General features: G+C 39.5%; 7 protein-coding genes. 1 reads left to right on the top strand and 6 read right to left on the bottom strand.

The window, feature by feature from the left end; all coding sequences use genetic code 11:
• Positions 1–153: 153 nt before the first annotated feature.
• Positions 154–3,960, top strand: a complete 3,807-nt coding sequence (gene dnaE, locus NQ505_RS00375; RefSeq protein ID WP_008998944.1) for a DNA polymerase III subunit alpha — start codon at positions 154–156, stop codon at positions 3,958–3,960.
• Positions 3,961–4,122: 162 nt separating this feature from the next.
• Here dnaE and NQ505_RS00370 read toward each other — a convergent pair whose 3' ends face one another.
• From NQ505_RS00370 to NQ505_RS00345, 6 genes are all read right to left on the bottom strand, one after another.
• Positions 4,123–6,339, bottom strand: a complete 2,217-nt coding sequence (locus NQ505_RS00370; protein ID WP_008998943.1) for an alpha-L-rhamnosidase C-terminal domain-containing protein — start codon at positions 6,337–6,339, stop codon at positions 4,123–4,125.
• A gap of 149 nt (positions 6,340–6,488) precedes the next feature.
• Positions 6,489–7,877, bottom strand: a complete 1,389-nt coding sequence (locus NQ505_RS00365) for a LamG-like jellyroll fold domain-containing protein (RefSeq protein WP_008998942.1) — start codon at positions 7,875–7,877, stop codon at positions 6,489–6,491.
• Between the two features lie 73 nt (positions 7,878–7,950).
• Positions 7,951–9,768 carry an alpha-L-rhamnosidase C-terminal domain-containing protein gene (locus NQ505_RS00360; protein ID WP_195646197.1) on the bottom strand — a complete coding sequence of 606 codons (1,818 nt, stop codon included), beginning with the start codon at positions 9,766–9,768 and terminating at the stop codon, positions 7,951–7,953.
• 20 nt (positions 9,769–9,788) lie between these two features.
• The gene (locus tag NQ505_RS00355; protein WP_008998941.1) at positions 9,789–12,110 is read right to left on the bottom strand and encodes a family 20 glycosylhydrolase; all 2,322 of its coding nucleotides are present in this window, start codon (positions 12,108–12,110) and stop codon (positions 9,789–9,791) included.
• Positions 12,111–12,132: 22 nt separating this feature from the next.
• Positions 12,133–13,020, bottom strand: coding sequence for a DUF6528 family protein (locus tag NQ505_RS00350; RefSeq protein WP_008998940.1), 888 nt, complete (start codon positions 13,018–13,020; stop codon positions 12,133–12,135).
• Between the two features lie 79 nt (positions 13,021–13,099).
• The gene (locus tag NQ505_RS00345) at positions 13,100–14,065 is read right to left on the bottom strand and encodes a DUF6528 family protein (RefSeq protein WP_008998939.1); all 966 of its coding nucleotides are present in this window, start codon (positions 14,063–14,065) and stop codon (positions 13,100–13,102) included.
• Between the last annotated feature and the right edge of the window lie 11 nt (positions 14,066–14,076).

The following is a 14,076-nucleotide window of genomic DNA, read 5'->3' as shown; positions in this document are numbered from 1 at the left end:
TTTAATGATATTGTCTGCAAAAATATACTTAATTTAAAAATTCAGCAAGTAAATGAGCATAGAAATGCGAATGTTGATAACTTTTTGAGGATTATTTTTGTTTATAACCCAGGAGGTAGTAATTTTATGCCTTCAAATTAACTACTTATCATTATGCAGGATTTCGTTCATCTACATGTTCATACTCAATATTCTTTGTTGGATGGTCAGGCTAGCGTAGCTCGTCTGGTCGATAAAGCCATGAAGAATGGGATGAAGGGTATTGCCGTGACCGATCATGGAAATATGTTCGGTATCAAGGAATTTACGAACTACGTCAATAAGAAGAACAGCGGTCCGAAAGGTGAAGTCAAGGACCTGAAGAAGCGAATTGCAGGAATTGAGGCCGGCACGATAGAGTGCGAGGATAAAGAGGCGGAGATTGCTGCTTGCAAAGCTAAGATCGTGGAAGCGGAAAACAAACTATTCAAACCGATCATAGGTTGTGAAATGTATGTGGCACGCCGTACCATGGACCTGAAAGAAGGCAAGCCCGACCAGAGTGGTTATCACCTGATCGTATTGGCTAAGAATGAAACAGGTTATCACAACCTTATTAAATTAGTATCGCACGCGTGGACGCGCGGTTATTATATGCGTCCGCGTACTGACCGTAGCGAACTCGAAAAATATCACGAAGGACTTATTATTTGTTCAGCCTGTCTCGGTGGTGAGGTGCCGAAGCGGATTACTGCCGGGCAATTTGCCGAAGCGGAGGAAGCAATACAATGGTATAAGAACTTGTTTGGCGATGACTACTATCTGGAGTTACAACGCCATAAAGCGACTGTTCCCCGTGCCAATCACGAATGTTACCCGTTGCAGGTGAATGTGAACAAACATTTGATAGAATATGCTAAGAAATTCAATGTCAAACTGATTTGTACGAATGATGTTCACTTTGTAGATGAAGAGAATGCGGAAGCGCACGACCGCTTGATCTGTTTGAGTACCGGTAAGGATTTGGATGATCCTACCCGTATGCTTTACACCAAACAAGAATGGATGAAGACACGCGAAGAGATGAACGAACTCTTTGCCGACGTGCCCGAAGCATTGAGCAATACACTAGAGATTCTTGATAAGGTAGAATACTACTCGATCGACCATGCACCTATCATGCCGACTTTCGCCATTCCCGAAGATTTCGGAACAGAGGAGGGGTATCGGGCGAAGTTTACAGAAAAAGACTTGTTCGACGAGTTTACTCAAGATGAACATGGTAATGTGGTATTAAGTGAAGAGGATGCGAAAGCAAAAATTAAACGCTTGGGTGGTTATGATAAACTTTATCGTATAAAACTTGAAGGAGATTATTTGGCAAAACTGGCTTTTGACGGAGCTAAAAGAATTTATGGTGAACCTCTAACGGAAGAAGTCAAAGAACGAATGAACTTCGAATTGTACATCATGAAAACGATGGGTTTCCCCGGATACTTCTTGATTGTACAGGACTTTATCAATGCGGCACGTAAGGAACTGGGTGTGTCGGTAGGTCCGGGACGTGGTTCGGCAGCAGGTTCAGCAGTGGCTTATTGTTTGGGTATTACGAAGATAGACCCTATCCAATATGATTTGCTGTTTGAACGTTTCTTGAATCCAGACCGTATTTCCTTGCCCGATATTGATGTGGACTTTGATGATGACGGTCGTGGTGAGGTACTTCGTTGGGTGACAAATAAATATGGTCAGGAAAAAGTTGCTCATATTATTACGTATGGTACTATGGCGACAAAGATGGCTATCAAGGATGTCGCGCGTGTACAAAAGCTACCTTTGTCAGAATCCGATCGTTTGTGTAAACTGGTTCCTGACAAGATTCCTGATAAGAAACTTAATTTGCCGAATGCCATTGCTTATGTTCCCGAATTGCAAGCAGCGGAAGCGTCATCTGATCCTCTATTGCGGGATACGATCAAGTATGCCAAAATGCTTGAAGGCAACGTGCGTGGTACAGGTGTACATGCTTGCGGTACGATTATTTGCCGTGATGATATTACTGACTGGGTACCTGTCAGCACTGCTGATGATAAGGAAACGGGCGAAAAGATGCTTGTTACCCAGTATGAAGGCTCGGTGATTGAAGATACTGGGTTGATTAAGATGGACTTCCTCGGTCTGAAAACTTTGTCTATCATCAAAGAAGCTGTTGAAAATATCCGTTTAAGTCGTAATATTGAGGTAGATGTCGATGCAATAGACATTTCTGATCCGGCTACTTATAAATTATATAGTGACGGACGTACGATTGGTACATTCCAGTTTGAATCTGCCGGTATGCAGAAGTACCTGCGCGAATTGCAGCCTTCTACATTCGAAGATTTGATTGCCATGAATGCCCTCTATCGTCCGGGACCTATGGATTATATACCTGATTTTATTGATCGTAAACATGGACGCAAACCGATTGAGTATGATATTCCGGTAATGGAGAAATACTTGAAGGATACGTATGGTATTACGGTTTATCAGGAACAGGTGATGCTTTTGTCACGCTTATTGGCTGACTTTACCCGTGGTGAGTCCGATGCCCTTCGTAAAGCGATGGGTAAGAAGCTGCGCGACAAGCTGGATCACATGAAACCTAAATTTGTAGAAGGTGGACGAAAGAACGGGCATGACCCGAAAGTACTTGAGAAGATTTGGACAGACTGGGAAAAATTTGCGTCTTATGCATTTAACAAATCGCATGCTACTTGCTATTCGTGGGTAGCTTACCAGACAGCTTATCTGAAAGCGAACTATCCTTCTGAATATATGGCGGCTGTGATGAGCCGAAGTTTGTCGAACATTACCGATATCACGAAACTGATGGACGAATGTAAGGCAATGGGTATTCAGACACTGGGACCGGATGTAAATGAGAGTAACCTGAAGTTTACCGTAAACCATGATGGTGATATTCGTTTTGGACTTGGGGCCGTCAAAGGTGTAGGTGAAGCTGCCGTGCAAAGCATTATGGAAGAACGCAGGCAAAATGGTCCTTTCCTCGGAATCTTTGATTTTGTGCAACGTGTCAATCTCAATGCCTGCAACAAGAAGAATATGGAATGTCTGGCATTAGCCGGAGGATTTGATAGTTTCCCGGAACTGAAACGGGAACAATATTTTGCTGTAAACTCTAAGGGAGAAGTTTTCCTGGAAACATTAATGCGTTATGGTAACCGTTATCAGGCAGATAAAGCGGCTGCCGTCAATTCTCTGTTCGGTGGTGAAAACGTTATTGATGTTGCAACTCCTGAAATACCTCAAGGGGTAGAACGCTGGAGTGATCTTGACCGTCTGAACCGTGAACGTGATTTGGTTGGTATCTATCTTTCCGCTCACCCGTTGGATGAATTTTCTATCGTATTGGAACATGTTTGCAATACACGTATGGCAGATTTGGAAGATAAAGCTGCACTTGTTGGTCGTGAAATAACGATGGGAGGAATTGTAACTAGTGTTCGTCGTGGAGTCAGCAAGAATGGAAATCCGTATGGCATTGCTAAGATTGAAGATTATTCCGGTTCTACTGAAATCCCATTCTGGGGAAATGACTGGGTGACTTATCAGGGATATCTCAACGAAGGAACGTTCTTATATATTAAAGCTCGTTGCCAAGCCAAGCAATGGCGGCAGGATGAACTGGAAGTGAAAATTACCTCTATGGAACTTCTTCCCGACGTGAAAGAAGAACTGGTGCAGAAGATCACGATCGTCATTCCCCTGTCTGTCTTGAACTCGGCCTTGGTCACTGAACTTGCCACTCTGACGAAGGAACATCCGGGAAATACGGAACTATATTTTAAAGTAACGGATGATGCTGATGTAACTCACATGTCGGTTGATTTGATTTCCCGTCCGGTTAGACTTTCAGTAGGCCGGGATTTAATAACATATTTAAAGGAACGTCCCGAACTGGGATTTCATATAAATTGATTATATTTATAATATCTGTAAAGTACTAATGTAATGTGGAAATATTTTTTGTTTAGCTATTTTTTTATTTGTAGTAAAATATAATTTTTGCATTAGTAAATTAGCTTTAATAAAATGGGAAATAAAGGCTTTTTACAGCATTTATTCCCCATTTTATTAAAGCTAATTGTTAGAGTTGGATATTGTAAGATTATGCCTTCCTGAATTCAGGATTTTTATTTTATCTTTCGTATATGGTACTTCTATTGTTATACCATCTGGTATGCATAAAGACATATGAATTTGATTCTTTTTTCGTTTTAATACAACCTGAACCTTTCCGGCAATAGTTTCAATCGTAGCTGACGCATTTGTTAAATCTCCCATTTGTGGGGCAACACGAATAACTTTGAATCCTGGAGTTATAGGAGTTATACCACAAACTTTTTGACTTAACAAAGTTAATGGTCCGCCACTCCATGCATGATTTATGGTACCACCTCCGAAACCTTCCTGACCAATTCCCCAACCTTCGAATAATGTGGTATAATCTTTGTAACTCAACATCTTTGAATAACGTTTTTTCATACGATATAAAGCAAATGATGGTTCATTCATTATGAAAAGAGCTTCTAAAACATATTTTTCCATGTACGGGCTTGCATGATATTCATTTTTGAATATTTCCAAAAGTTGTGGGTATTTGTCAGAAGAAGCTAATCCAGATACCACAGCCATTGCTTGTGCACGATCATCTGTTGCATGGGTATACAGTGGAGAACGATAACAAGTTCCGGTCCAGAATTCTGAATCAAATTCTTTCTCAATCCCACGCATCAAAGATGATATCTCTTCCACGTCAGATGACTTGCCTAATTGTCGGGCAAATTCTCGTTCTGCTTTTAAAGCTAAATAGTACCAACAATTTGTCAATACTCCCATATCAATATTCTCTCCCCAATCTCCCCAATTCCAGTCTCCTTTTCGTTCAATAACTAATCCTTTCTCATTTATTTTCCATACTTCGTGTAAATAGCGGTGTATACGATCATAAATATCCGGGATAAAACTATTATCTCCGCTATAAAATGCTAACGTGTAAAATCCATACCAACCAATAGTTGCCAATGTCTGTAGCGGAAGTTCTCTCCTATTACCGGGAATAGGAGAAAAGAATATCCCATTCGGTTTCTGCCAATTTATTAATTCATACACACCTTTGAGGGCTAATTGATAACTGGAAGGAGAAAGTGCATAAAATGCTTCGCCTAATTCATTTACCTCATCTCCCCACCATTGCGCACGTTCACGATCTGGGCAATCCATATAATTATCGCGCATAGTTATATATAATGTGCGGGCAGAGCGTTTCCATAATTCATTCAAGAAAGGGTCATTACAATAAAAATTACCGGAGATTTCTGTATTATATCCTGTTTCCCTAAATTTCAAACTGACAATCTTAACTCCTTTAGGAATAATATACTGAACTTCATGCCCATTCATCCAGCCATAACTTTCATATTCTTGCAATCCGTTCCGAGTGATATATTCTGCACGAACATTGTATTCAGAACCACCACAATAATTATCAGTTCGTATATTGATCTTTTTACCAGCAGGAGCCTCCACTTTTAAATAGGGGGTAATCTGACAATTATACGGCAGACGGCAATAGACTGTATCTTTATTAGCTGAATATCGAATACTGATATAGGGGCGTAGTCCATAATCTTTCCATAAAGGAATCGGGCGTTTTATTAGTTTACCAAAAGGAGAAACACCTACCTCTGAAACGACAATGGCTTTCGGAATAACTCCTCTATATCCGGGTAGATTCCATCCAAGCTTCTCTTTTCTGGCATCAAATAAAATATTACTTTCTGCCAAACGCCAATTGGGATTAGGTGGTGTCATGGTATTCTGATATGCGGTATATACATCACTCTCCCAGCTATCATCAGATAAAATATTTATCTCTGGTGAAGTTGCTTCAAAAAAAAATGCTGCCAGACCACTATTGTTATGACTAAATCCGGATTTTCCAAAGTGCCAAACTAAAACAGCAATTGTATTTTCTCCTATTTGTAAAAAAGGAGCTATTTCAACAGGATCATAATAAGTATCGTAAGGTGAGGGAGTTCGTTTCAGTCCTCCTTCAAATACCACCATTTGGCCGTTAATCCACAACCAATATTTACTGTCTGCTGCAATATTAGCAATAAGGGATCGGGGAATATTATCAATATGTACCGTTTTACGGTATATCAGCCAAGTATTTGTAGCACTATTACAAAGTTCCCCGCTTATCCACTGCGCTCGGGTGTTATCTGAATTTTGGGCTTGAATATGTGCTGCTGTTAATATGCCCACTATTAAAGATACGATAATTTTTTTCATTAGTTATGTGAATCTATGTTGAATGAACTTTACCTCAAGGTGAAAGCTACAGAGATTGCTTTTCAACCTATAGAATTAGAAGCTGGAAAGAAATCTCTGTAGCTTATTTATTCTGATTACCTATGAAAATGATTCATCTGCGAAGTGGGTTATTCTTTCAGTGTATTATATAATGCTTTAACTTCTTCGGCTGTCAAAGCACGATCATATATACGAGTTATAGCAATTTGACCTTTATAGGCTCTGTCTGCCTCATTTGCAGCACCAGCGTCGCCACCAATTACGAACCATTTATTTCCTGGAAATTGGAATGAATTACCACTAGCAGGGGCTCTTTGTGCTTCAACTTTTCCATCTACATACAATTTAATGGCATCTGCATTTCCTGTACCGTCCCAAACACCCACTACATGATACCAAGTTTCTTCTGGTACTTCGCCCAGTGGAGGCATATTACAAGCAGAATAATTACCTATATAAGGTTCAAAACTCCAGCTGTTATTGTCATCATGCCAAATAAAAGCAACCCCACCGCCACCATGACATCCCATTGGAATGGGAGCACTTTTTTCTCCATAATCTTTAGCAGTCACGTATAATTCCATCGAGAATCCATCAGCAATTGCATTTTGGAAACTTATGTTTTGGGTGAAATCAACAGTATAGAATCCACTGGTAATTTTATTTTGATTTACTGTTTCCGGATCGAATTTGGCAATATAACCAAATGTCTCATTTTCAATCATGGTCAAAGTAGGACCGGCAAATGTTTTAATAGGCATTTTCATCGCAGAAAGATCTTCTGCAGTACCATCTGCATTGAACTTAACATCGAGCAACTCTGCCATATCCACAGCACCCGCTTGTCTGATTTCTATACTTTTTGTTGTAGGATAAGCAGATGATTCAGAGGTTACTTCCACTGTTGCGGTACGTATTTTTGCGATATCACTTGCGGCTACTGTAAGCACTAACTGCTTATTTGTTAATGATTTTTGAGTAATCCATTTTACATTTTCAGGAATGATACATTTCAATGAAGGTAAGTTAGTGCTAATTGCGACAACGACATCTTTTCCTTCCTTTCCAACAGATGCATTTTCGGGAGTTACTATTAACCTTGGACCACCCGGTTGAATACAATTCAATATGAAGTCTTGAACAGATGAATTTTGAGTAGAAGATAATATGACTTGAGCTTTTCTTTCTTCCAACCCTTCATTTTCGGTTGCTGTAAATGAAACTTCTTTGAAACCGACTCCTTCTGCGATGTCAACTTTAAACCATTCGTTGCCTTCGGGGATTGTTATTTTCCAGTCCAAGTTGCTCATCACCCTTAATGTTAGATTTTCAACATTGCCAGTCAAATTATAGTCTCCACCATTGATACCACCAACAGGGTTTCCGTTTTTATCAACCAAGCGTAGTACAAGAGGCTCTTTTACTCCATTTTCAGAATTGTCTGAACAGGAGAAAATACCCATACATATGAATAATGCAAGCATCATCCAAGCATTCATTAATAGACTCTTTTTCATTTGTTTATTCATTATAAGTTATACATTTCGGCAGTGTAAACCACCTTATTAATAGTTTGATAAAACTCATTATCTATTTGATGACCGATACTCCCTTAGGGGCTTTCACCTCTGATATTACATTGCCATTTGCTTGCTTCTCATGGTAAATTTGTATTTCACCATAGGGGGTTGGAAATGTACCTTTCACCCACTGCAAATCACCTAAATGAGGAGTTATACGTACTTGACGACATCCAGGTTCTATTACTTCCACACCTAAAATGTGACGGCTCAACCAAGAAGTTGGTCCTGAAGCCCAACCGTGACACAAACTATGACGGAAGCCTACATAGCAATAAGCGCCACAGTCACCATGAATATCTTTTTTCCCTTCCGGTACTAGTTCGTCGATGGGGGTTGCATTCGGAATCCAATTGATATCGAAATCTTCCCAAAAGCTAGTGGCTCCCAAGTCGATCATTGCTCCCCAATATTCACGAATCACGTCTAATGCTCCTTGATAATTGCCGGCCGTAGCCATTGCTTCCAACATATAATAGCCATAAAAAGTAGAGAAGCCCTGTGCACCATTTATTGAGAGGAATTCTTTATCAGCTTTTGGGGCATCAATTAATCCTGTAATCGTCATTAATGCAGCCACTTGCTTGGAGCCGGGCGCATCGGGAGCCGGACAGGAAGCTAAAAACTTTTTATAAACTTTGGATGCAGCTTTTACCAACTTCTTCTCGGCAGCTTTACAGTCATTAGACAATTGTCTGTCTTCAAATAGTTCTGCAAATTCAACTCCAACTCGCATTCCCCAAACCATTAAGGCCTGGAGTCCTGCCGCAATTGCGTCTTTGTTGCTATTCGATGGCCAATCCAAAAAACGAGTGCCATCCAGACATTCCTGCCCATCGGGGGCTATTTGAGTCATTAATTGTCTCAATAAAGCTGTAATATAATCACGTGATTGTTCCAGATAGGCTTTATTTCCATGATAGCGATACCATTCATAATGACACAACAGCCACCAGATAGAATAAGAGGAGAATCCTGCATTCATCCAATGTGGCAATGGCGTGATGTCACGCATTAAATCCAAACTTTTAGGTACCACTTCATTGTAACCGAACACGGAGTTTACAGTCATCACCTCTGGATAGGAATCACCTATCCAGACCAAACGGTCTCGTTTAATTCCATCCCAGAGATGATTCTGCATATTCAGGTGAACGGTATAAGCTCCCGTCCGCCATATTGTGTTAAGTTTCTCATCATTACATTGGAAAGAACCGCGATACGGAATATCGCGCATGATAGAGATTGCACGGACCTCCTTAAGCTCAAGTATTGCGTCTGTATCCAATAGATCAATGCGCACAAAACGAAAACCGGAGTTTCCTGTTTCATATACTCCGAGCCATGGAAGGATAAGCTCTTGATCTCTAATAGCATGGTCGTTTGTCGCTCCTCCTTTGCCATCTATGTCGGACATTGCTTCACTGACCGATTCGCCATAACGAAGACGGATTTTTACCGGCTTATGGCTTGGCCAGGCACCAGTGACTAATTGTACTCCGCCATGAAGTTCTTTACCGAAATCAAGCAGAATAGCTGGACGAGCCCCATCGGTAGAAGATAGTTGGCAATATGTGGCGGCTTTGACCGTTTTCTCTTTCTTGCCTTGTAAACCGGTATCTATTGATTCGTAATCGTAATACGCTCCCCAATAAGCCTGACCATCTCCCTGGTTTAACAGAAAATTACAATTAGTGATATGATCACTGTCTTGTTGCCAAACAATCCGGGTGGGAGTAATGTAGGTACGCACACGCGTATCACGCTCTTGGGCAGGCACCAAACATACATTCAACAGCGACAATATAATTATCAGTTGTGTTCTCATGATTATTTATCATTGGTTAATTAATGGTTGTATATTGGTTTTATTTGTTTGCCTGAAGCATCATGCATCTTTAACGACAAACATCCACCATTGAAATCGAAGTAACGAACTTCTAACGGATGCCATCCTTTTGCCAATGCACGTTGACTTGAAACTTCATTTCTCAAATGTCGGCCTCCGTTGTCTATAATCATTTCTTCATCTACTTTTAATGTACTTCCTTCATCAGATGAAAGGCTGAATGAATAGATACCGTCAACCGATACGTAAAAATAACCGGTAAAAATTAAACCTACTTTACTGTTGCCTACTTCTGAAGGAATATATACATCGTCAATGGTTCTCTTTTCTTTTAAATGGTAATTTTCTATTACTTGGCAAGAAGGAATGTCGCCTTCATACCATGTAAGCATTAATCCTTTTTTCTTCGGAGCTTTAATATCTACCGCTGGAATATATCCATTCTGCTTTTTATAAGAAGCACGGAAAACTTTACTTGATTTTCCATTGGGGCGATATGCGCGGAACGCAAAACTTACAGAATCGCGGATGGATATAGGAGTGGTGTATACTGCCGATTTTTCGGTTGGCTCTGTGCCATCGTCAGTATAATGGATAACAGCGTCTGGATCAGGGGAAATAACATTTACTTTAGTTTCACCGATAAAAGTATTTATGTTGCAAAATCCTTCCAAATCAGCCATGCGGTAATCTATTCTCAATGCATCTAAACGATTGAATTGTCCGGTCATGCGTCTCTGGAAGCTTTTCCAATTGTAATTTGCGGCTTGCGACCAACCGGTCTCTGCAATGGCGAGCAACCGAGGAAATGCCATATAATGCATTCGTTCACGGGAAGGAATGAACTCACCCCAAATGTTTCCTTGTACTCCTAATATTCGTTTGGATTGAGATTCGTTCAATGAGTCCAATAAAGATACTGATTCACAAATCAGACGAGTGGACTGTCCTATTTCGGAATAATCCAAATAGAAATCGTAGTTCGGGCAAAGAATGACCGAATTACCTCGGGCTATGGATTTTTTTACAACCTCTTTTTCATAGCTTTGCCACCACATCACTGTAGCCGTAGGCGACACTCCACCTTGCAATATTTCATCCCAGCCAATCAAACGTTTTCCATTTTCATTGAAATATTGTTCCATTTGATGAATGAACCATGATTGAAGTTCTTCTTCTGTCTTTAAGTTGTTTACTTTCATACGTTTCTGACAGTCTGAACACTTTTCCCAATTCTTTTTTGAAACTTCATCCGCTCCTAAGTGTACATATTCAGAAGGGAATAGCCGGAAAATCTCGTCATACACGTTCTTGCAAAACTCTAAGGCACTCTCTTTACCCGGACAAACAGGAGAAGAAATATTCATCGGTGCTTCTTTTTGTGGAAAACAAGATACATTCGCATAAAGGCTAACTGCTGTTTGCATATGTCCCGGCATGTCTATCTCTGGAATTACGTCGATGCCACGTACTGCTGCATACCTTATAATTTCACGTATATCTTCCTGTGTATAGAAGCCCCCATATAGAGTATCCCCTTCTATAATTCGTAATTTATCAGAAGGAATGGCAAGAGAGGGATTTTGTTCTCTTTTTGAACGACTCATGCAAATACGATCTTGGTCATTAAATGTGCGCCATGCCCCTTTCTCTGTCAGTAGGGGATATTTCTTAATTTCAATGCGCCACCCCTGATCATCAGTCAGATGCCAATGAAACTTATTCATCTTATAAAGTGCCATAACATCTAACAACTCTTTCACTTCTTCTTTACTGAAAAAATGGCGAGCTACATCAAGTAGTATGCCTCTCCATGCAAAACGTGGTTCATCTATGATAGAAACAGTTGGTATTGACCAAACTGTATCCAAAACAACGGTTGATGCTTCTATTTCAACAGGAAACATTTGACGGATTGTTGATATAGCGGCTATTACACCGGCATAATTTGCCGAAGATATGTGTATTTGGTTCGAGGTAACCTTTAAAGTGTAATTGCCTTCTTTGTGAGGTAGTTTTTCATCTATACATAGTTGAATATGGCCTCTTTCCTCTTCTGTAACAACAAACTTATAACCAGTGGCACGTTGTAAGATGGTAACTAAATAATCTGCGGCTGATTTTAAAGAGGGGGCATTGATGCTGATAATCATATCGTCCTGCAGAATGAATGCTTCTTTTCCTACTGTTAACTGGGCAGGTTCAGGAAGTAAATTTAATGTCTTTTCTGAATGCTCAACAGAGTTTGTGCATGAAGTATGGACTAACAATAGAACAACTAGCCAACTCCCCAATATTAATATTTTATTAATAATATGCATAAATACTTTTTTAATTTTATGATTATTCATAGATAACTGGACGAACCTTATACAGATTGATGCTGTCTATAGTTAACGTTTTCTTTGGATTCTCCAGATAAATATTGTGAGTCCACCATTCTATTTCGGCTTGTGTATAACTCAAAATTCCATTTTCCTTGTTATAATTAAATGACTTGATGAATTTTTTCCCTTCTAAAGGTTGAAATGAAACAATTTTTTCCGTGTCCAAATCAATTACATAAGTTCCGGACGATGTTGTAAATCCCAATTCATTTTCTGAAATGCGAATCAAATCGTGTCCGTCGTCTGTTGGCAGTTTCCATACTTTTTCCATCTGTAATGTTGGTTGCTCACTTTTCCAATTCTTTAGGGAATAAGCTTTTAATTCATTAAAGCCGAGTGCGTACAACAATTGACGGTTTTTCATCCAGATTACTCCATGCCCCCAAAAAAGACTATCCTGAAAAAGAACTTGGTTAGGGCGGTTGATGTCAAATAATTGTATACAGTCTCCTTCTTCATTATGTGATAATGCTACCACTACCCGATTATCAGGAAGTAGCTCTATGGAATGTGCGGCTGGAACTCTTGCATAAAACAAGCATTTTTCAGATGAACGCTCAATAATTGCTGCTCCTCCAGCCGAAGAAGATGTAAGTAACCAGTCACCATTTTTTGCAGTTTTGCATTCATCCATTCCTCGAAAGTATTTTTTGAAATCGTCAGGGATATTAGACTCTTGTGCATTCCATTTCCATACGATATCTAAATTTTTTCCCTCTGAGTTATCTACATTGACAATCCATACTTTGTCGTCACCACAGACAACAATTTCGTTCTTTTTTTGTCCGGTAGCACATGCGCACAAGACAAAAAAAAGTATAAATATTGCATATATCTTTTTCATATTTTTTTTCTTATATCCATTTTACGAACTATTTAGAAAGCTATTTTTTACAAATTTGTAATCGCTTCTTTCTGTTTATTTATTCCCTTTCAGGTACTGTTCTCACTTTATAAAGATTTACATTACTGATGGTGATTGTTTTGTTGGGATTTTGGATGTGAATATTATGTGTCCACCACTCAATATCTGCATAAGTATAAACTAAGTATCCGCTTTCTTTATCGTAATTGAAGGATTTGATAAATTTGCGACCTTTCATAGGTTCGAATTCAGAGATAGTTCCTGTATTTGTATCGAGTACATATACGTTATAAGCTGTTGTGAATCCTAGTTCATGATCTGAAATGCGAATTAAATCATGTCCATCCGGTATTTGCTCTGTCCCACCTAAAGGTAGATTCCATTCTTGCTTCTTCACAAATGAAGGCGTTGATGTATTCCAATCTTTTAGTTCATAAGCGAGTAATTTATCATATCCTAATGCATATAAAAGTTGCTGATTTTCCATCCAAATGACACCATGTCCGCCTTTTTGATCTTCTTTAAAGATAACTTTATTGGAAGCGTTTCTGTCATATACCTGAAAGCCGCCTGCGTCACCAGAGAGGGCCACAACGACTCGATTGTTGGGCAGCAATTCAATAGAGTGTGCTCCTGGAGCATCCACAGCAGTGAATAAACATTTTTTGGTTTTACGAGAAAGAATAAGAGCTGATCCTCCCGAAGATGTTAGCAAGACAAGTTGGTCGTTTCCTTCATTTACGACTTTGCATTCATCCATTCCCAATAAACGTCCTTTCAATGTTACAGAAAGGTCATTGGCTGTTTTCGAATCCCATTCCCACTCATATGGTACTGTGGTCATAGAGGCTTTGCCTATATTGATAATCATGACTTTTGAGTCTCCACATGTAATGATTTCTTTATCTACTTTAGAAGATGAGCCGGAGGTAGTGCCATAAAGCTCATCTAAATTGACATCGTATTCATCTTTACATGCAACAAAAAGTAAAGCCAATACAAGTAATAAATTCCATTTTTTCATATTTTCGATAA

Source organism: Bacteroides sp. D2 (assembly GCF_025147085.1).
Classification (GTDB): domain Bacteria; phylum Bacteroidota; class Bacteroidia; order Bacteroidales; family Bacteroidaceae; genus Bacteroides.
Note: the sequence above shows the minus strand (reverse complement) of the source record. Positions and strands in the feature narration are given on the sequence as shown.